This is a genomic window from Antrihabitans cavernicola, from assembly GCF_008297975.1.
GTDB lineage: Bacteria > Actinomycetota > Actinomycetes > Mycobacteriales > Mycobacteriaceae > Antrihabitans > Antrihabitans cavernicola.
Genome location: NZ_VLNY01000003.1, coordinates 323,337 through 342,138, shown reverse-complemented (window position 1 = coordinate 342,138; position 18,802 = coordinate 323,337). Strand labels below are relative to the sequence as shown.

Here is an 18,802-nt window from a genome sequence, read left to right as displayed (position 1 = left end):
AAACAGACCGATTGCCGGGGCGGCCTGCGGTTTCCGTCCGGCGCGGCGTCCTTGACACGGGTGATCGGGTCGGGTTCGCTTTGCTGAGAATCCACTGAGAGCCCGATTCGATACCGACTTAAGGACTCGATCCGATGACTGACTACCCACCGCCGCGCAACGACGGCCCCAACGAGCCGACCGGCGACGGTACCGACGAAACACGCCAGTTCCCGTCGTACCCGGACTCGGGCGACGCCGGCGCAGGACGTCACGAGCAGCAGCCACCCCAGTACCCGCCCGCAGGTGGTTACGGCAGCCAGCCGCCGCAGTACGGCCAGCAGCCCCCGCAGTACGGTCAGCAACCATACGGACAGCAACCGCCCGCGGGTGGTGGCTACGGTAACCAGCCGCCGCAGTACGGCCAGCAGCCTCCGCAGTACGGTCAGCAACCCCCGCAGTACGGCCAGCCTCAGTACGGCGCAGGTGGCGGCGGTTTCGGTGGCGGCGACTACCCGCCCCAGTACCCGACGGGTAGCGGTCAGAACCAGCCGCCCAGCTTCAGCGCCCCGAACAAGCTCGATGTCGGCCAGTCTCTGAGCTACGGCTGGAACAAGTTCAAGAACAACGCCGGTATCTGGATCCTGATGATGCTGGTGACGTTGGTCATCATCCTCGCCATCCAGATTCCGTTCGGTGCGGCGAGCGCGATCAGCGGAAACGGGAATGCGCCGTCGGCAGGGTTGACGCTGATCGGCGGCATCCTGACATCGCTGGTCACCGCCTTCGTTCACGCCGCGTTCGTGCGAGGCGCGTTGCACGAGGTCGACGGCCGTCGCCCCGGATTCGGCGACTTCTTCCAGTTCGACAACGTCGGCAACATCGCCATCGCAGGCCTGCTGGTCGGTGTTCTCGGCGCTATCGGCAGCCTGCTGCAGCTGCTCGGCGGGTTCGGCCTCGTGCTGTCGCTGCTGTGGACCATCGCAGTGTCTTTCTTCACGCTGTTCGTATTCCAATTCGTCGTCGATCAGCGTCAGGACGCGGTCACCGCACTGAAGTCGAGCTACAACCTGGTTCGCGAGCACATCGCCGACGTCGCACTGCTGGCACTCGCTCTCGTGGCCATTCTCTTCGTCGGCGCACTGCTCTGCTGCGTCGGCTTGTTCGTCGCGGCCCCCGTTGCGGCGATCGCCAGCACCTACGCATACCGGGTGCTCGTCAAGGGACCGATCTCCCCGCCGACCGCCTGACAGCACCACGACCGAACGAAACGGTCCCCACGATGATCATCGCGGGGACCGTTTCGTCGTAGGCCTCTTCGTCGTAGGCTTCGGCTTACTCGGACGCCGGTGCGTCCGGCTTTCGTTCGGCAGGTTTCGCGTCGATGCCCGATTCCTTGCGCTGCTGTGCCGTGATCGCGGCAGGTGCGTCGGTGAGCGGGTCGACACCGCCACCGGACTTCGGGAACGCAATCACGTCGCGGATCGAATCCACGCCGGCGAGCAATGCGGTGATGCGATCCCAACCGAACGCGATGCCGCCGTGCGGCGGTGCGCCGAATGCGAAGGCGTCGAGGAGGAAACCGAACTTCTCCTGCGCCTCGTCGTGGGAGATGCCCATCACCTTGAAGACGCGTTCCTGAATGTCCTTGCGGTGGATACGAATACTGCCGCCACCGATCTCGTTGCCGTTGCAGACGATGTCGTAGGCGTAGGCGGCCGCCGATCCGGGATCGGCGTCGAAGGTATCGAGGTACTCCGGCTTCGGCGAGGTGAAGGCGTGGTGCACCGCCGTCCATGCCGAATGCCCCAGTGCCACATCACCACTCGCAGTTGCCTCGGCCGCGGGCTCGAACAGCGGCGCGTCGACGATCCAGACGAAGGCCCACTGGTTCTCGTCGATCAATCCCTGTTTGCGGGCGATCTCGCCACGTGCAGCGCCGAGCAACGCACGCTGCGCCTTGATCGGACCGGCGGCGAAGAACACGCAGTCACCGGGCTTCGCGCCGACGTGCGCGGCGAGACCGGCCCGCTCGTCGTCGGTCAGGTTCTTCGCCACCGGCCCACCGAGAGTGCCGTCCTCACCGACCAACACGTAGGCCAGACCCTTGGCGCCGCGCTGCTTCGCCCAGTCCTGCCAGCGATCGAGCTCACGCCGCGGCTGGCTCGCACCACCCGGCATCACCACGGCACCGACATAGGGCGCCTGGAAGACCCGGAACGGCGTGTTCGCGAAGTACTCGGTGCACTCGGTGATCTCGACGCCGAATCGCAGATCGGGCTTGTCCGAACCGAAACGACGCATCGCTTCCGCGTAGGTCATCCGCTGGATCGGATGCGCGAGGTCGTAGCCGACCAGCTTCCACAGAGCAGCGAGGATCTCCTCGGCCAGCAGGATCACATCGTCCTGCGTCACAAAGCTCATCTCGATGTCGAGCTGCGTGAACTCGGGCTGCCGGTCGGCGCGGAAATCTTCGTCGCGGTAGCAGCGTGCGATCTGGTAGTACCGCTCGACGCCGCCGACCATCAGCAGCTGCTTGAACAACTGCGGGCTCTGCGGCAGCGCGTAGAACGTGCCTGGCTGCAATCGGGCAGGGACCAGGAAGTCGCGCGCCCCCTCGGGCGTGGACCGGGTCAGCGTGGGGGTCTCGACCTCGACGAACTCGTGGTGCGCCAACACATCACGAGCCGCAGCATTGACCTTCGACCGCAGCCGGATGGCCTTACCCGGCCCCTCACGACGCAAATCCAGGTAGCGGTACTTCAACCGCGCCTCGTCGCCGGGCTGCTCGTCGAGCTGGAACGGCAGCGGCGCACTCTCGTTGAGGACCTCGAGAACGGTCGCGTTGACCTCGATGGCACCGGTCGGGATCTCGTGGTTCTCGTTGCCCGAGGGCCGTGCCTCGACGATCCCGGTGACCTTCACGCAGTACTCCGCGCGCAGACGATGTGCCTGCTCAGCGGGCTCGCCTTCACGGAAAACCACCTGGGCGACCCCAGATGCGTCGCGGAGATCGATGAAGATCACACCGCCATGATCTCGGCGCCGCGCAACCCAACCGGTCAGCGTGACCGTCTTTCCGACATGATCGCCCCGTAACGAGCCGGCCAAATGGGTGCGCAGCACAAGATTCCCTTCGAAAGTTCGTTTCAGCTTCCCGACAGTCTGAGATCCTACGGAGACTTCTCGAGCGAGTGGAACCCGATATCGGCTTCGACGTGGGAAGCTGTATCGCGCACCAGGTTCGGCCTCCGCACTGAAACGACTGAGCGATCGAAAGTCTCAGCACACGAGAAAGCGTGGACGATGACCTTCAACGAGGGCATGCAGATGGACCCGGGCCGTGTCTCGGTCGGTGGTGGCGGCGGTGGAATGGGCGGCAAGGTAGCGCTCGGCGGCGGTGCCGGCGGCATCATCCTGCTGATTCTCACGCTCCTGTTCGGCGGCGATCCCGGATCGGTCCTCGGCAATCTCACTGGTGCGCAAGCGGATCAGACTCAACAGGGCCCCAGCGGCAGCCTCTCGCAGTGCACCACCAGCGACACGGCGAACACCGATCTCAGCTGCCGCATTCTCGGAACTGCACTCAGCCTCGACTCCGTGTGGGGCACGGAGCTCCCCAAGCAGGCGAACGTTCAGTATGTGAAGCCGGCCGTTCATCTGTTCTCGGGCTCGGTGAATACCGGCTGCGGCCAGGCCACTACGGCCGTCGGCCCGTTCTACTGCCCGACGGATCAGACGGCGTACTTCGACACCAGCTTCTTCCAGGAACTTGTCGACCAGTTCGGCTCCAGCGGCGGGCCGTTGGCACAGGAGTACGTGGTTGCCCACGAAATCGGTCACCACATCCAGAATCAGCTGGGCAACATCGGACGCGCGCAGTCGGATCCGCAAGGTGCCGACTCGGCATCCGTCCGCACCGAACTGCAGGCCGATTGCTATGCAGGCATCTGGGCCAACTACGCCGACACAATTCCCGCACCGGGCACCAACAAGCCGTTCCTGGTGAAGTTGACCGACAACGACATTCGCGATGCGCTCTCCGCTGCATCGTCCGTCGGCGACGATCGCATCCAGCAAGCCTCGCGCGGCCGCGTCAACCCGGAGAGCTGGACGCACGGTTCGTCGGAAGAGCGGCAGAAGTGGTTCATCGCCGGATATCGCAGCGGCCAGCTGAACCAGTGCGACACCTTCTCGGCCCGTGATCTGAGCAACCCCAACGGGGGTTAACAAGCGTCATCCTGACCTGGTGAGGTATTCGCCGGGGTGGTGGTAGTGGTTGATTCTGGGTTTTCGGGTTGGGTCGATATGTGTGGGTGGTATCCAGTACGTGCGTCCTGGGTAGGGGTCGTCGGGGCCGGCGATGATGGTGTGCCAGTCGGTGTCAGCAGCTCCGGCCAGGGGGTGGTGTTCGTCGCACGCGAAGGTGAGTTCGTCGATGTTGGTTTCACCCCCCTGCGCCCAGTCCTTGCGCCCGTGGTGGGTTTGACAGAGGTAGCCGGGTTTCGGGCAGCCGGGGAAGGTGCAACCGCCGTCGGCAACATGCAACACGATCCGTTGATTACCGGATCCGACACGTTTGCTCCGGCCGAGATACAACGGTCGACCACGGTCGTCGAAAATTGCGAGGTAATGGTGCGCGTGCCGCGCCATCCGTAAGGCGTCGCGGATCGGGATCAGGCTGCCGCCACCGGTGACGGCGACACCCGACGCAGTCTCCAACTCCTGCAGGGTCATGCTGATGATCGTGGTCACCGGTAGTCCACGATGCTGGCCGAGCTGCCCGGAGGCGAGCATCGCCCGGCACATCGCTTTGAGTGCGTCGTGCTGGCGTTGGCCGGTGGAGCGGGTATCGCGTTGCGCGACCGCGGGTTCGGGGTCGTCGTCGACGATCGGGGCCGGATCCTCCGGATTGCACACACCGGGTTTCGCGTACTTCGCGAAGACCGCTTCCAAATAGGCGCGTAGTTCGGGGTCGGCAACGAAGCTGCCTGTCGACATCTTGTCCGGCCCTTGCGGACCCATCCGGAAACAGCGTTGCCTCGCCCGATCGTTCTCATCGGCCAGCGTCCCGTCCGGGTTGAGGTAGACCGCCAACCGTTCCGCCGCTCTACCCAACTCGTCGGGCCGCAACTCCCGCGCCAACCCGGCCAACTCGGCTTCCGCCTGCGCCCGGGTACCAGTATCGACCGCGGCCGGCAGCTGGTGCAGGAAGCGGCGGATCACCCGCACATGATCGGTACCGGCAGCACCGTCGCGTTGCGCGGCAGCAGTGTTCACCAGGTCCGGTTCGACGGTCTCACCGGTCATCGTGGTGCGGGTGCCGAGTTCTTTCGCTGCCCGCACCCGCCGGCCCGCATCGGTCGGAGAGATCCGTAACGCCGACTGCAGCAGTTGACAGACGTTGGCTTCACCGACGGTGCCGTCACCGCGTTGTTCGTGCAGTTGGTTGATCAGGGTGTGCCCGATCCCGGGGATCATCCGGAACCAGGTTTCCATCTGTTGCAACACGAGGACACGGTCCCGATTCGACAACGCATCCGTCGCCGACTGCGCGAGCACACTCATTCCGGTGTCGACAGCGGCGAGCGCGTCAGCGATACCCGGATCGCTGAACGTCACCTCACCCGCTATCGAACTCATGTGCGAAATTATAGCGGTGGGCACCGACACGCAATTCAAGCCGGAATCATCCAATACTTATGTGGCGCAACGAAGTAACTCGCTACTCAGCGTCCTGGTCCGACCGTCCAGGTCTCTCGGCCGTCGAGCAGGTCCTGCAACGAATCCGGCCCCAGCGGCTTCCGTTCCGCAGCCTCGCGCAACTGGGCCCGCACACCATCGTCGTAGCTCTGCCGAGCGACACTGCGATACACGCCTGTCACCACGTGTTGCAGATCTTGATCGGACAGCCGCGACAAGGCGTAGGCGTATTCCGGGTCGTCGGTGTACGCATCGTGCACCACGATGTCTGTTGCAGCGACGTCGGCGGTCTGCGCAACCGCAAGGCCGAATCCGTCTCGTACGACGCAGAATTCGGCGTCGTTGCCGAAGCGGATCGGTTCGCCGTGTGTCAGGCGGATCAAGCGTTGCTCGGCATTGTCCTTGCGCAGTACGTCGAACGAGCCGTCGTTGAAGATCGGACAATCCTGCAGAATTTCCACGAAGGCCGCGCCACGATGCTGCGCCGCCGCCCGGAGCACCTCGGTGAGGCCCTTGCGATCCGAATCCAGTGCGCGGGCAGCGAAAGTGGCTTCGGCGCCCAGCGCCAGGGACAGCGTGTTGAACGGGTGATCCACCGATCCCATCGGCGTCGACTTGGTCACCTTCCCCACCTCCGAGGTCGGCGAGTACTGCCCCTTCGTGAGCCCGTAGATCCTGTTGTTGAACAACAGGATCGTGATGTTCACGTTGCGCCGCAACGCGTGGATCAGATGATTGCCGCCGATGGACAGCGCATCCCCGTCACCCGTCACCACCCACACCGACAGATCCGGCCGGGTAACGGCCAAACCTGTTGCGATAGCAGGCGCGCGGCCGTGGATCGAATGGATTCCGTAGGCGTCCAGGTAGTACGGGAACCGACTGGAGCAGCCGATCCCGGACACGAACATCAGGTTCTCGCGGCGCAGGCCGAGCTCGGGCAAGAAGCTACGCATCGTCGCAAGAATCACGTAGTCACCGCAGCCGGGACACCAACGAACCTCCTGGTCCGACGTCAGGTCCTTTGCCTTGTACGGCACATCCGTCTTGGGTACGTCGTCGAATGCCGTGAAGTCCAGATCGGTCATCGGTAGGTCGCCTCGGCAAGTGTCGCAGCTGTTTTCGCCGGTTCGCGCTGTCGAATCGTTCCGTCCAGCGCAGCGCCGATCACGTCTTCCAACTCCCCCGCCGAGAACGCCAGTCCTGCCACCTTCGTCACCGGAACCACGTCCACCAGGTACCTCGCCCGCAGCAGCATCGACAGTTGGCCCATGTTCATCTCCGGCGCGATCACCGTCGGGTATTTGTGCAGCACCGTATCGAGATTCGCCGGGAACGGGTTGAGATGACGTAGGTGTGCGTGCGCGACTTTGCGTCCGACCCGCCGAGTTCGACGGCACGCCTCGCCGATCGGACCGTAGGAACTCCCCCACCCGATAACCAGTACGTCGGCGTCCCCGGTCGGGTCGTCGACCACCAGATCGCTCACCGCGATCCCGTCGATCTTCGCCTTGCGCAAACGAACCATCAGTTCGTGATTGGCCGGATCGTAGGAGATGTTTCCGCTACCGTCTGCCTTCTCCAGCCCGCCGATGCGGTGCTCCAGACCAGCGGTACCAGGAACGGCCAATGGCCGCGCGAGTGTGGTGCGGTCGCGTGCATACGGCTGAAAAGCGTTGGGCTGCTCGGCAGTCGGCGGCGTCTCGAACTTCGGATCGATCGGCTCGAGGTCCGCGACCGAGGGAATCGCCCACGGCTCGGAGCCGTTCGCTATCGCACCGTCGGAAAGCAACAGCACCGGCGTGCGATACGTCAACGCGATGCGCGCGGCCTCGACTGCGACGTCGAAACAATCGGCAGGCGAGCGCGGCGCCAGCACCGGAACCGGTGACTCACCGTTGCGCCCGAACAGGGATTGCAGCAAGTCTGCCTGCTCTGTCTTGGTCGGCAGGCCGGTGGACGGGCCGCCGCGTTGAACATCGATCACCAACAACGGCAGTTCGGTCATGACCGCAAGGCCGATCGTCTCGCTCTTGAGAGCAAGTCCCGGACCGGAAGTGCTTGTCACACCGAGCGATCCGCCCAACGACGCACCGAGGGCCGCGCCTATACCGGCAATCTCGTCCTCCGCCTGAAACGTCGTCACGCCGAAGTTCTTGTGCTTGCTCAGCTCGTGCAGGATGTCGGAAGCGGGAGTGATCGGATAGGTGCCGACGAACACCTGCAATCCGGACAGCTGCCCAGCGGTCACGACGCCGTACGCGAGCGCCGTGTTCCCTGTGATCTGCCGATACGTCCCGGACGGCAGCTTCGCAGGCGCGACTTCGTATGTGGTGGAGAAACTTTCGGTGGTTTCGCCGTAGTTCCAGCCGGCCTTGAACGCAAGAACGTTGCCTTCGGCAATCTCCGGCGTCGCCGCGAACTTCGCGCGCATGAATTGCTCGGTCCCCCCGATGGGACGGTGATACATCCACGACAGCAGTCCGAGCGCAAACATGTTCTTCGCCCGTTGGCCGTCCTTCTTGCTCAGTCCCGCGGGCTCCACCGAGCCCAGGGTCAGCGTGGTCATAGGGACCTGATGGACGGCGAACGCCGCCAGCGAATCGTCGTCGAGCGGATTCGAGGTGTACCCCACCTTCGCCAGCGTGCGCTTGGTGAACTCGTCGGCGTTGGCGATGATCGTTGCACCACGGGGCAGATCGCCGACATTGGCTTTCAGCGCTGCCGGATTCATCGCCACCAGCACGTCCGGATGATCGCCCGCCGTCAGAATGTCGTAGTCCGCAATCTGGATCTGAAACGACGAGACACCCGGCAACGTGCCCTGCGGCGCCCTGATCTCGGCAGGGAAATTCGGCTGGGTGGCGAGATCGTTTCCGAATGCTGCCGCTTCATGGGTGAATCGATCACCGGTGAGTTGCATACCGTCACCCGAATCGCCTGCGAATCTGATCACGACGCGTTCCAGCGGCGTGGCTGCGATATCGGACGTCATAGACCCTCCACCCTCGTCGGCGGTGCTCTTCGATCCACGCTACGTCAGCGCCTGTTCACCCGCAGACGACGCGCCAAGTCTTGATATGCAAGCAATTGCTTGCCTATAGTGGTCGACATGCCGGTCGACGATCTCGATTCCGCCTTCAAGGCGCTTGCCGATCCGACTCGTCGGCACCTGCTCGACCTGCTTCGCGCCACGAACGGGCAGACGCTCGGCGAGCTGTGCGCGGAGACCGAGATGACTCGGCAGGCGACCAGCCAGCACCTAGCCGTACTGGAGGCGGCAAATCTCGTTTCGACGGTTCGGCACGGCCGCCAGAAATTGCACTACCTGAACCCGGTGCCGATCCACGACATCCAGGCGCGCTGGATCGGCAATTTCGAAGAACCACGGCTGCGTACATTGCGCCGCGTGAAACAACGATTGGAGTCCACCATGACCGACAAGCCCAGCTACGTCTATGTCACCTACATCGCGACGACACCGGAGAAGCTCTGGCAGGCCCTGACCGACCCGGAGATCACCGCCGAGTACTGGGACCACCACAACGTCTCGGACTGGACCGTCGGCTCTAGCTGGGAACACAGGCGGCTCGACGATGCCGGGACGGTCGATGTGGTCGGCACCGTTCTGGAGGTCGACCCGCCCGTCCGGTTGGTGCAGACCTGGGCCGACGCGGCGGATCCCGCGAAGCAGGCACGCGTTGAATACGACGTGAAGTCGCTCGGCAGCGTCGTCCGTCTCACCGTGTCGCATTTCGACCTCGACGAGGACGATCTGACGAAGGCGGCGGGCGGCTGGCCTGCGGTGTTGTCCAACCTGAAGTCGCTCTTGGAGACCGGTGCGATTCTTCCGATGAAGCTCTGGTGAGCAAAGCTAAGTAGTCTGGTGCGATGTCACTGAACCAGCACATAGTCGATCGCATCCCCGAGGGGTGGCTGGCGACGCTGGTCAAACACGCGGAGGCGCTCAAATTCCTGATCGTGGGCGGCATCTGCTTCGTAGTCACGTTCGTCTTGTTCTTCGGGCTCAAATGGACCGTTCTCCATGACAAACCGGTGACGGCGAACGTGATTGCGGTGCTGGTCGCAACCGTGCTGTCCTACGTGCTCAACCGCGAATGGTCGTTCACACAGCGCGGCGGGCGGCAACGCCACCACGAAGCGGCCCTGTTCTTCGTCGTCGCGGGTATCGGCATGGCGATCAACCAGGTCCCGCTCTACATCTCCAGCTATGTCTTCCACCTCCGCACGCCCAACGTGTCGGTGTTCGTCGAGAACATCGCGGACTTCGTCAGCACATCCCTGATCGGCACGCTGCTCGCCATGGCCTTCCGCTGGTGGGCAATGCGCCGCTACGTCTTTCCGATCGACGAGTCGCAGCCCACGCCGTTGTTGTCGGCCGAGCGGTAATAGCTCAGAACAGCGTCAGCTCACGTTCCGGAACGCGCACCGGTCGACTGCTACGCGCATGCGCCTCCGTGCTGCGATGCTCTGACCTGCCGCCGAGACCGTGCTCGGCGATGAGTGGACCGACGCGGCCCTTCAGCCAGGCCGAATACCCCGGCGCCACATACGCTCCCCTGCCGTACAGCAATCGGTACCGCTTCACCAAGGCTGGATGCTGTTCCGCCAGCCAGGAGAGAAACCAGCCGCGCGTACTCGCCCGCAGGTGCATCGGAAATGCTGTGACGCCGGTCGCGCCGGCATCCGCGATCGCCGCGAGCAGGCCATCCAGATGTGACGTGGAATCGGTCAGATACGGAATCACCGGCGCGACCATCACGTTGCACGGCAGCCCGGCATCGGTGATGGCACGAATCAGTTCGAGCCGCGCCTTGGGCGACGGCGTTCCCGGCTCTATCGACTTCTGCAGATCAGGATCGTGGATCGCCAGCGACACCCCGATTCCCACCGATACCTGCTGCGCCGCAAGCGTCAGCAATGGGAGATCGCGCCGCAGCAGTGTGCCTTTGGTGAGGATGGAGAACGGCGTGCGAGAGTCGGTGAGAGCAGCAATGATGCCCGGCATCAACCGATATCGACCCTCGGCCCGCTGATAGGGATCCGTGTTGGTGCCGAGCGCGACGTGCTCCTGCCGCCACGAACGCCGTGCCAATTCCTTGCGCAACACCGCCGCGACATTGGTCTTCACCACGATTTGCGTATCGAAATCGCTGCCGGCGTCGAGGTCGAGGTACTCGTGCGTGCTGCGCGCGAAGCAGTACCGGCACGCATGCGAGCAGCCCCGCATCGGGTTGATCGTCCAGTCGAACGGCAGGTCCGATTCACCCGGAACCTTGTTCAGCGCACTCTTGCACAGCACTTCGTGGAAGGTGACGCCCTCGAACTCCGGCGTCTGCACACTCCGCACCAACCCCGACCGCTCGAGCCCGGGCAGCGCACCGTCGTCGGCGTCCAACGCCTGGCCCTGCCATCGCATGACGACAGTCGAACATGCGTTCTAGGCGATGTCAAACACCGAACTACGCAGGCAGCGCCGACCGCGCGCCGAGCTGGCCCGACGCAACGTAGAAACCGACCAGGTCGCGGATGGTCTGAGCAGCTGTTCGGGGGCCGTAGCCAAGTTCTGCTCGTGCTTTGGCGCCGTCGACCTTGGGTGCCGCGAGCAATGCGCCCATCGCGGCCTTCGACACCACGTCGGTACCGAACCGCGTACCTATGGGCTCGGCGATCGGCAGCAGCGGCTTGATGAAGCGCATCGGCACGGCGAACCGCGGCCCGCGTCGGCCTGCAAAGTTCGCAGCCATGCGGAACGCATCGAACATCGTCACCATTTCGCCTGTCAGCAAATAGTTCTCGCCGGTACGGCCCTTCTCCCCTGCCGCGACCAGTCCGGCCGCCACGTCGCGCACGTCGACCAGATCGAAAGATCCCTCGATCACCGCGGGGACCCGGCCGCGCGCCGAATCGCGGAGCATGCCGTTGATTCGGGACAGACCGTAATCAACCGGGCCGTACACACCCGTCGGATTACAGATGACGGCGTCGAGCCCCGCGTCGATCACCTTGCGCAATTCCACCTCGCCGAACCATTTGGACCGGTCGTACACCGGAATCGTCGGCGCGGTGGATCTCGCGGACGTCTCGTCGAGCCTGCCGTTGCAGATCGCCTGATCGAAGGAGTGCACCGAGCTGCAATGCACCATTCGTCGTGCACCCACGGCCAATGCCGCCTGCGCGACCGTGCGAACACCGACGGTGTTGACCGTCCAGGCTCGATCGTCCTTCTGAGCGAGGGTGATCATCGCGACCAGGTGGAAAACCTGCTCCGCGCCGTCGAGTGCATCGATCATCGACTTCGCGTCGAGCACGTCGCCGTCGATCCACGTGACGCCGTCCTGCCTGCACCGATCGGATCGCAACCGATCGATCGCGACGACCTCGTGCCCGGCCTCGACCAGCTGGTTGATCAGGTTCTTACCCACGAACCCTGCTGCACCGGTGACGGCAACCTTCATTCCACGACTCCATCCGATCGGGCCAATCAGACGATAGTAGAACAGGTTCTAGTTTTTGCGCCGTTTTTCAGCAGAATTTCAGAAATACGCCGGTCAGAGGAAGATTTGCACACGCTCGATCTTGTTGCCACGGTCGCCGAACGCAAACAACGCGACGCCGTGCCGCGAGCCCAGATCGATGCTCGCGCTCACTACGTGACCTGCAGCGATCAGCTTGTGCACGCGAGCATCACGTAGAGCCGCACCAACCTCTTCGATCGACTTCGCGGTACCGAACGGCAACTCCACCACGGCACCGGGCATGAGCAATGCCCGAGCACCGGCAACGTCGCCTCGTCGCGCCGCATCGACGAATGCCACGCAGCTGTTCTTCGCGGTCTGCCCGACGCGTCTGAAGCCCTTCATGAACCCGACCGCCCCCCGCGCGCCCTGGTTGCCCAGCAGCTGCGGCGCCAGTCGACTCGACGCCAGCACTCCCTTTCGACCGGACTTCGCGAGCTGACCGACCATCGACGGCAGCTCCCAATGCGCATACAAACGATGAATCGCGAGCGCGCCGCCCTCCTCGACCACGTCGTAGCGCAAATGCATCGGCACCTCGAGAACCGCGCCGGTGGACATCTTGGTCACCACGGTCAGATCGCGAACCACCGACATTCCGCAGACCACGTCGTGATCCACCCGAAACGTGATGGTGTTCGGCCCGATGAACGTGTCGTAAAAGCGCCCGATGGCGAGGCGTCCGGTATGTGGTTCCGACCCGACCGGGTCGTTCACCTCGGCATCGCTGGAGTAGAGCGCGACCCACCCGTCGCGGTCGTGAATCTTCACCGCATCGGGCGATCGCTGCACCACGGCCAGCAGATCGGCGGGCGACGGATTGCGTGACATACGCAGAACCTAACGCAGGTCGACCCGCTACTCTCCTGCGATGCACCGGAGACGCCGAAAGCCACGAATCGTCAGCCTTGCCACTCTAGTAACGACTGTTCTCCTCGCGCCCGCCTTGTCGGCGGGGACCGCCGCAGCCACGCCGCCCGTGCCTGCCGCAGCGTGTGGGTCGCCTCTCAGCGCACGCGAGATCGACACGATCGCTCATCTGTCCGATCCGGCGTCGATCACCGGCGCAACGACGCTCGCCAAACTCGATGACGCGGTCGCCAAGAACAAGCGCCTCACGGATATCCTGGTGTCGCACAAGGATTGGCGCGGAATGTTCCCCCTCGGCCTCGATGCCGTCGAGCAGGACGCCGTGATGCCGCTGCAACACACCCCCGGCTCGTTCGTCGACACCGAATACGCGCACCGAATCAGCCTGGAACTGATATCGCGGTTCCTGCGGAACATCCACGCCGAATTTACCGGTGGCACGACCACGCCTGCCTGGGCCCACTACTTCGAGCTGACCCGGCAATGCACGTTGTCGCCCGCCCGAGTGGCCATGGCCGGCTACAACTCGCACCTCACCGTTGACCTGGCCGAGTCCGTCGCCGCCGTGGGCACCCGCCCCGAGAACGCGCCCGACTTCTTCAAGATCGTCGATTCGATCGCCACCCACGGCGGCGCGATCGTCGACCGGACGAAGGCCGAGTACGGCGCCGACTTGGGCCCGCTGTGGCGGTTCTACTTCGTCGGTGAGGGATTGGACCGGGTGGTCGGGCAGGGCGTGGCCAGCGGGTTGTTGCTGCGCGCGGCCGACAACGGCTACAACGTGATCACCTTCTCCAACGGCCTCGCGTTGCAGAATCCCCAGCTCGCCGCGGGCACCCAGGGCGAGATCGACGCCCTGTGGCGCACCACCGATGTGGCATTGGAGGTCTTGACTCGCCTGGGCGGCCTCTGATTCGACGGCGTGTGCACGTGTGTCACCTCGGCGTCCCTCCGCTATATTTCACTATCAGGGGAGGCGGTCGACGTCTCGTAAGGTGGCTTGCCGATACGGCCACACTGGCGATTGGGGGGGCCAATGAGCGAAGTTCATGCAGTACCGGACGGCATTCGAAGCTACGGACACACATCGGGTGAAGTCGCGTCGCGCATCTTCAACGAAGGTGTCTACGACCTACAGGCCAACATCACGACGCTGACTCCTGTGTTCGGCGCCATCGGCATCGACTTCCTGTCGGCATTCGGTGCGGCGCAGACCAACCATTCGAAAGCAGTGCTCGAACTGGCAGGCCACTACGCCGCAACCGCGACGGCGGCGAACGATACCGCCGCCTCGTACGAAGGCACCGACAACAGGTCCGCTGCGGCGTTGGGTGCCGTCGGCAACGGGATCGAGGCGCGGCCGTGAGCTCACCCGTGTACCAACCCGCTGCTTACCAAACCCCGGCGTTCCAAAACCCGGCCTATCAACCCACCGTTCTCGACGCGCTGCGTAGCTCGCCCGCCGGGCCGTTCCTCGATCTGCCGTTGCCACAGTTGCCGCAGCCGTCCGCCACGGGTGCATTGCCACCAATGTTGCCGTCTCCGATCGCAGCTGCCCCGGCGCTGCCGCCCAATCCGCTGGACATGCTCTTGCAGGGCGACGGCATCCCAGCCCTACCCGGCATCGATCAGCTGTTGAAGCCGCTGACGGATCTTGCGAGCGGATTCGGTAGCGGCGTGCTGGGCGCGTTCGATCCGACGCAGATCCTTTCGCAGGTGTCCTCTGCGCTCGACGGCGCCTTGCAGCTGGGTCAGACCGGCCTCAAGGGGCTGGACCAGGTGTGGCAGAGCGGTGCCGCGCAGAATGCGCAGGCGATGGGTCAGAGCGCCCAGGTCAGCGGCGACGAAGTCAGCAAGCGCGGCAAGGACATCTCGGCCGTGACTCGCGATGCCGCCGGTTCCGTCGAACGCGGCAACATCAAGCTCGCCGGAATCGTCCAGTCGTTCGTTGCGACCGCGGTTGCTGCGGCTCCGGTGATCTTCACACCGCCGGGCCAAGCCATGCTGATGGCTTCCGCGGCAGACCATCTCGGTCAGGCGCTGGCCGTCGTAGCGCAGACGCGCGGTGAACTCACCACGCACACAGCGCATATGGCCGCTCTCGCAGGTCCGCTGTCGGTGCCCGCGGGTCCGGCACCGATGGGTGCGCCAGGCCAGTCGCCGTTCGCGGCCGCGTCGCAAGCCGTCGATCAGGGCAAACCGTTGATCGACTCGGCGACGAAGAGTGTCGAGGGCGTTGTGCAGGGTGTCAGCGGTAACTCGGCGGGCTCCGACCCATCGTCTACGTATGCATCCGGATTGGGTTCCGGCGCAGACGGTTCCGGTGCGCTGCTGGGGCCTGCGGCCACACACGCGGCGGGAACTTCAATCGGTGGCGGCGGTGTCGGCGGCGCAGGCGGACTCGGCAGCGGCGCACTCGGTCTGCTCGGCGGCGGATCGGCAGCAGGCGGCCGGCAAGCACTGGGTTCCGCGGCGCCGGGCGGACTGTCGGGCGCACCGGGAGCACCGACCGGCGGAGTCGCCGGAGTTCCGACCGGGACCACCGCGTCCGGGATGTCGGGCATGGGTGGAATGGGCGGCATGATGGGTGCCGCAGGTCGTGGCGGCGGCGGCGACAACGAGCACAACACGCCCAGCTACCTGAACCGTCCGGTCAACAACTCCGACGTCGTCGGCGAGCTTCCCCGGGTGGTATCACCCGTGATCGGCGCACCGGACCCCGACGAGTTCGACGACGTCCACGACGACTACCTGGACTGAATCAGCCTGCCGCGAAACCCAGTTCGACGACGGCAGCGCGCTCGTCCACCAGTTCCCGAACGCTTGCGTCGATACGGGTTCGCGAGAAGTCCCCGATCTCGAGATCGGGGACGATCGTGTAGTCGCCGGCCTCGCAGGTGACCGGAAACGACGAGATCAGGCCGTCGGGGACACCGTAGGAACCGTCCGAGCAGACCGCCATGGACACCCAGTCGGGCGCTCCCAACGTCCAGTCGTGGATGTGGTCGATGGCCGCGCTTGCCGCACTGGCTGCCGACGACGATCCGCGCGCCGCGATGATCGCCGTTCCGCGCTGCTGCACTGTCGAAATGAAGTCGTCGGTCAGCCACGCCTCGTCGTTCACCACGTCGAGCGCGGGTCGACCAGCGACGGTGGCGTGAAACAGATCGGGATACTGAGTCGCCGAATGGTTACCCCAGACAGCAACTTTCGCGATGTCCGCGGCGGGTGCACCAGTCTTGCGACTCAATTGTGCGATGGCCCGGTTGTGGTCGAGCCGAGTCAGTGCCGTGAACCTGCTACGCGGCACATCGGGTGCGTTGCTCATCGCGATGAAGGCATTGGTGTTGGCGGGATTCCCGACCACCAACACTTTTACGTCGGCGGCCGCAACCGCATTGATCGCCGTGCCGTGCTCGGTGAAGATCGCGCCGTTTGCGGCGAGCAGATCGGCTCGCTCCATGCCCTTGGTGCGCGGGCGGGCTCCAACGAGCAGAGCGACACCGCTGCCGTCGAAGGCGGTTCGCGGATCGTCGGTGATGTCGATGGACGACAACAACGGATACGCGCCGTCGTCGAGTTCCATGGCGACACCTTCCGCCGATCGGATGGCGGCGGGAATTTCCAAGAGTCGCAGGCGAACCGGTGTGTCGTGGCCCAACATAGCACCCGCCGCGATGCGAAACAGCATGCCATAGGAGATCTGACCGGATGCCCCGGTCACTGTCACGGTCACTGGCGAATTGGTCATAGCAGGCTTGCCACCTCCGAGTCGGTCAGCGTGGTGCGAGGCGTGCGACCGGCGTCCGTCGCAATCTTCACTGCCCGATAGAGCGGTCGCTGCTCCAGGCCTGCGTCGAGAGCTTCCGCGCGAAGTTGTTGCACGAGAACGGATGCAACGGCGGCTGCCGCGACGAGTTCTCCCGCTGCCAGCGCATCGGCGAGCTTGCGCAACGCGACAAGATCGAGTTCCCGGCCGCCGCCGTGGGCATAGAGCGCAAGGGGCACGGTGACCGTTTTGTTTCCGTCGCCGATACGAACACCGACCTGACTCACGCGGGCCACGTGAACCAGCAGCTCGGCGCTGACCGTCCGTGAGACATCGACCTGCCGCTCCCCCAGTACGCGACGCACGTGAACGGTGTTGCCGGCCAGCCAGATCCGACCCCGCATGCCGAAAACCGCCGACATTGCCGTCGGCGCCCCGACCACCAAGCCGATGGCGAGCGCGATCGGCCACGGCAGAAAAATCGCGGCCACAACCCCGACCACGATTCCCACGCCCACCGCGATCAGAGCGATCTTTCGCAACCGCGGCGCGAACAGCCGTGGCGGAACGAGATCGAGCGGTGTGCGCTGGGGCGCCGGGTATGCAGGATCGGCGCGATCGGGATCGGCTCGATCAGGACCGGTCAAGTAGGTCACCCACCGTCGCAACCGCGTCGTCGAGCGGAATCTGCTGCTGTTCACCGTTGCCGAGGTTCTTGAGTCCGATGGTGGCGTCGGCGAGATCGCGATCGCCGAGGACGAGCGCAAACCGTGCACCCGACTTGTCGGCGGCCTTCATCGCCCCCTTGACACTGCGACCGCCGTAGGCCAGGTCTACGCGAATACCGTTGGCTCGCAGCTGCTGTGCGATCATGGCGAGTCTCAACTTGGCGTCGTCGCCGAGTGGCACGCAGTACACATCGCAGCGCTCCGGCGTGCCGGCAGTCTTGCCTTCGGCGGCCAGTGCGAGCATCGTTCGGTCGACACCGAGTCCGAAGCCGATGCCGGACAACGGTTGTCCGCCGAGTTGTGCCATCAGTCCGTCGTAGCGGCCGCCACCGCCGATACCCGACTGGGCACCCAGGCCGTCGTGCACGAATTCGAAGGTCGTCTTCGTGTAGTAGTCGAGGCCTCGCACCATCCGCGGATTCACCACATACGTGACTCCGAGCGCGTCGAGGTAGCGAAGCACGTCGTCGAAATGGGACTTCGCCGATTCCGACAGGTGATCGAGCATCAAGGGCGCATCGGCGGTCAGCTCGCGGACTTCGGGACGTTTGTCGTCGAGCACGCGGAGTGGGTTGATTCGCGCGCGTTGCTGGGTGGCCTCGTCCAACGGCAGCTTCAGCAGAAACTCCTGCAGCAACTCGCGGTATTGGGGGCGACAGGTGTCGTCGCCGAGCGAGGTGATCTCCAAGCGGAACCCGTCGAGGCCGAGTCCCCGAAATCCGGCGTCGGCGATCGCGATCACTTCGGCGTCCAGCGCTGGATCGTCGACGCCGATCGCCTCGACACCAACCTGCTGCAACTGCCGATAACGGCCTGCCTGTGGACGCTCGTATCGGAAGAACGGACCGCCGTAGCTCAGCTTGACCGGAAGTTGTCCGCGATCGAGACCATGTTCGATGACAGCGCGCATCACACCGGCCGTGCCCTCCGGGCGCAGCGTGACGCTGCGATCGCCACGATCGGCAAAGGTGTACATCTCCTTGCTCACCACATCCGTCGATTCACCGACGCCACGAGCGAACAACCCGGTGTCTTCGAAGATCGGCAGCTCGATATGTCCGTAGCCGGCCAAGCGCGCCGGACGGGTAAGTCCGTCGCGTACCGCGATGAACTCGGCAGATCCGGGAGGGACGTAATCGGGGATGCCCTTCGGGGCAGCGAACGCGCTCGGCTTACTCACAGGTACTACTTTTCCCAATTGCGCCCGCTGAGTC

17 protein-coding genes are annotated in these 18,802 nt (G+C 64.5%); 7 read left to right on the top strand and 10 right to left on the bottom strand.

Annotation, left to right across the window (positions count from 1 at the left end; translation table 11 throughout):
* The first annotated feature begins 134 nt into the window (after positions 1 to 134).
* Positions 135 to 1,229 carry a DUF2189 domain-containing protein gene (locus FOY51_RS28185; protein WP_149429841.1) on the top strand — a complete coding sequence of 365 codons (1,095 nt, stop codon included), beginning with the start codon at positions 135 to 137 and terminating at the stop codon, positions 1,227 to 1,229.
* An 85-nt stretch (positions 1,230 to 1,314) separates the two neighbouring features.
* On the opposite strand, the gene aspS is transcribed toward FOY51_RS28185, so the two are convergent.
* The gene (gene aspS, locus FOY51_RS08840; protein WP_149429840.1) at positions 1,315 to 3,105 is read right to left on the bottom strand and encodes an aspartate--tRNA ligase; all 1,791 of its coding nucleotides are present in this window, start codon (positions 3,103 to 3,105) and stop codon (positions 1,315 to 1,317) included.
* A gap of 180 nt (positions 3,106 to 3,285) precedes the next feature.
* Here aspS and ypfJ point away from each other — a divergent pair, with 180 nt between their 5' ends.
* The gene (gene ypfJ / locus FOY51_RS08835; protein WP_149429839.1) at positions 3,286 to 4,209 is read left to right on the top strand and encodes a KPN_02809 family neutral zinc metallopeptidase; all 924 of its coding nucleotides are present in this window, start codon (positions 3,286 to 3,288) and stop codon (positions 4,207 to 4,209) included.
* 6 nt (positions 4,210 to 4,215) lie between these two features.
* Here ypfJ and FOY51_RS08830 read toward each other — a convergent pair whose 3' ends face one another.
* The 3 genes from FOY51_RS08830 to FOY51_RS08820 form a co-directional block, all read right to left on the bottom strand.
* Positions 4,216 to 5,622 (bottom strand): HNH endonuclease signature motif containing protein, encoded by a 1,407-nt coding sequence (locus FOY51_RS08830; protein ID WP_149429838.1) that lies wholly within the window; start codon positions 5,620 to 5,622, stop codon positions 4,216 to 4,218.
* Positions 5,623 to 5,708: 86 nt separating this feature from the next.
* Positions 5,709 to 6,770 carry a 2-oxoacid:ferredoxin oxidoreductase subunit beta gene (locus FOY51_RS08825; protein ID WP_149429837.1) on the bottom strand — a complete coding sequence of 354 codons (1,062 nt, stop codon included), beginning with the start codon at positions 6,768 to 6,770 and terminating at the stop codon, positions 5,709 to 5,711.
* A complete protein-coding gene (locus tag FOY51_RS08820; protein ID WP_149429836.1) occupies positions 6,767 to 8,677 on the bottom strand; it encodes a 2-oxoacid:acceptor oxidoreductase subunit alpha in 1,911 nt (636 codons plus the stop codon). The genes FOY51_RS08825 and FOY51_RS08820 overlap by 4 nt, the downstream gene beginning before the upstream one ends.
* A gap of 117 nt (positions 8,678 to 8,794) precedes the next feature.
* Here FOY51_RS08820 and FOY51_RS08815 point away from each other — a divergent pair, with 117 nt between their 5' ends.
* Positions 8,795 to 9,550: an ArsR/SmtB family transcription factor gene (locus tag FOY51_RS08815; protein ID WP_149429835.1), complete on the top strand. Its 756-nt coding sequence runs from the start codon at positions 8,795 to 8,797 to the stop codon at positions 9,548 to 9,550.
* 23 nt (positions 9,551 to 9,573) lie between these two features.
* On the top strand, positions 9,574 to 10,092 hold the full coding sequence (locus FOY51_RS08810) for a GtrA family protein (RefSeq protein ID WP_149429834.1): 519 nt from the start codon (positions 9,574 to 9,576) through the stop codon (positions 10,090 to 10,092).
* A gap of 4 nt (positions 10,093 to 10,096) precedes the next feature.
* Here FOY51_RS08810 and FOY51_RS08805 read toward each other — a convergent pair whose 3' ends face one another.
* The 3 genes from FOY51_RS08805 to FOY51_RS08795 all read right to left on the bottom strand — a co-directional run bounded on the left by FOY51_RS08805 (position 10,097) and on the right by FOY51_RS08795 (position 13,052).
* The gene (locus FOY51_RS08805) at positions 10,097 to 11,122 is read right to left on the bottom strand and encodes an Rv2578c family radical SAM protein (protein ID WP_149429833.1); all 1,026 of its coding nucleotides are present in this window, start codon (positions 11,120 to 11,122) and stop codon (positions 10,097 to 10,099) included.
* A gap of 43 nt (positions 11,123 to 11,165) precedes the next feature.
* A complete protein-coding gene (locus FOY51_RS08800; protein ID WP_149429832.1) occupies positions 11,166 to 12,161 on the bottom strand; it encodes an NAD-dependent epimerase/dehydratase family protein in 996 nt (331 codons plus the stop codon).
* A gap of 93 nt (positions 12,162 to 12,254) precedes the next feature.
* Positions 12,255 to 13,052, bottom strand: coding sequence for a nuclear transport factor 2 family protein (locus tag FOY51_RS08795; protein WP_149429831.1), 798 nt, complete (start codon positions 13,050 to 13,052; stop codon positions 12,255 to 12,257).
* A gap of 40 nt (positions 13,053 to 13,092) precedes the next feature.
* Here FOY51_RS08795 and FOY51_RS08790 point away from each other — a divergent pair, with 40 nt between their 5' ends.
* The 3 genes from FOY51_RS08790 (at position 13,093) to FOY51_RS27835 (ending at position 15,851) form a co-directional block, all read left to right on the top strand.
* A complete protein-coding gene (locus tag FOY51_RS08790; RefSeq protein ID WP_149429830.1) occupies positions 13,093 to 14,004 on the top strand; it encodes a DUF5995 family protein in 912 nt (303 codons plus the stop codon).
* A gap of 123 nt (positions 14,005 to 14,127) precedes the next feature.
* A complete protein-coding gene (locus FOY51_RS08785; protein WP_149429829.1) occupies positions 14,128 to 14,457 on the top strand; it encodes a type VII secretion target in 330 nt (109 codons plus the stop codon).
* Entirely contained in the window at positions 14,454 to 15,851 is a 1,398-nt protein-coding gene (locus FOY51_RS27835; protein ID WP_149429828.1) for a hypothetical protein, read from the top strand. Before FOY51_RS08785 ends, FOY51_RS27835 begins: the two co-directional genes overlap by 4 nt.
* Position 15,852: 1 nt before the next feature.
* Here FOY51_RS27835 and FOY51_RS08775 read toward each other — a convergent pair whose 3' ends face one another.
* From FOY51_RS08775 to hisS, 3 genes are read right to left on the bottom strand one after another with little or no spacing between them, the layout of a single operon-like run.
* Positions 15,853 to 16,842 (bottom strand): malate dehydrogenase, encoded by a 990-nt coding sequence (locus FOY51_RS08775; RefSeq protein ID WP_149429827.1) that lies wholly within the window; start codon positions 16,840 to 16,842, stop codon positions 15,853 to 15,855.
* Positions 16,839 to 17,507 (bottom strand): hypothetical protein, encoded by a 669-nt coding sequence (locus FOY51_RS08770; RefSeq protein WP_353961360.1) that lies wholly within the window; start codon positions 17,505 to 17,507, stop codon positions 16,839 to 16,841. The genes FOY51_RS08775 and FOY51_RS08770 overlap by 4 nt, the downstream gene beginning before the upstream one ends.
* Positions 17,494 to 18,768, bottom strand: coding sequence for a histidine--tRNA ligase (gene hisS / locus FOY51_RS08765; protein WP_149429826.1), 1,275 nt, complete (start codon positions 18,766 to 18,768; stop codon positions 17,494 to 17,496). The genes FOY51_RS08770 and hisS overlap by 14 nt, the downstream gene beginning before the upstream one ends.
* Positions 18,769 to 18,802: the final 34 nt, after the last annotated feature.

Coding starts and splice junctions, on each gene's coding strand:
- FOY51_RS08810 (WP_149429834.1), top strand. CDS start 9,574: ATGTCACTGAACCAGCACATAGTCGATCGCATCCCCGAGGGGTGGCTG.
- FOY51_RS28185 (WP_149429841.1), top strand. CDS start 135: ATGACTGACTACCCACCGCCGCGCAACGACGGCCCCAACGAGCCGACC.
- FOY51_RS08790 (WP_149429830.1), top strand. CDS start 13,093: ATGCACCGGAGACGCCGAAAGCCACGAATCGTCAGCCTTGCCACTCTA.
- FOY51_RS08815 (WP_149429835.1), top strand. CDS start 8,795: ATGCCGGTCGACGATCTCGATTCCGCCTTCAAGGCGCTTGCCGATCCG.
- FOY51_RS08830 (WP_149429838.1), bottom strand. CDS start 5,622: ATGAGTTCGATAGCGGGTGAGGTGACGTTCAGCGATCCGGGTATCGCT.
- FOY51_RS08820 (WP_149429836.1), bottom strand. CDS start 8,677: ATGACGTCCGATATCGCAGCCACGCCGCTGGAACGCGTCGTGATCAGA.
- FOY51_RS08805 (WP_149429833.1), bottom strand. CDS start 11,122: ATGCGATGGCAGGGCCAGGCGTTGGACGCCGACGACGGTGCGCTGCCC.
- FOY51_RS08775 (WP_149429827.1), bottom strand. CDS start 16,842: ATGACCAATTCGCCAGTGACCGTGACAGTGACCGGGGCATCCGGTCAG.
- FOY51_RS08825 (WP_149429837.1), bottom strand. CDS start 6,770: ATGACCGATCTGGACTTCACGGCATTCGACGACGTACCCAAGACGGAT.
- FOY51_RS08785 (WP_149429829.1), top strand. CDS start 14,128: ATGAGCGAAGTTCATGCAGTACCGGACGGCATTCGAAGCTACGGACAC.
- FOY51_RS08795 (WP_149429831.1), bottom strand. CDS start 13,052: ATGTCACGCAATCCGTCGCCCGCCGATCTGCTGGCCGTGGTGCAGCGA.
- ypfJ (WP_149429839.1), top strand. CDS start 3,286: ATGACCTTCAACGAGGGCATGCAGATGGACCCGGGCCGTGTCTCGGTC.
- FOY51_RS08800 (WP_149429832.1), bottom strand. CDS start 12,161: ATGAAGGTTGCCGTCACCGGTGCAGCAGGGTTCGTGGGTAAGAACCTG.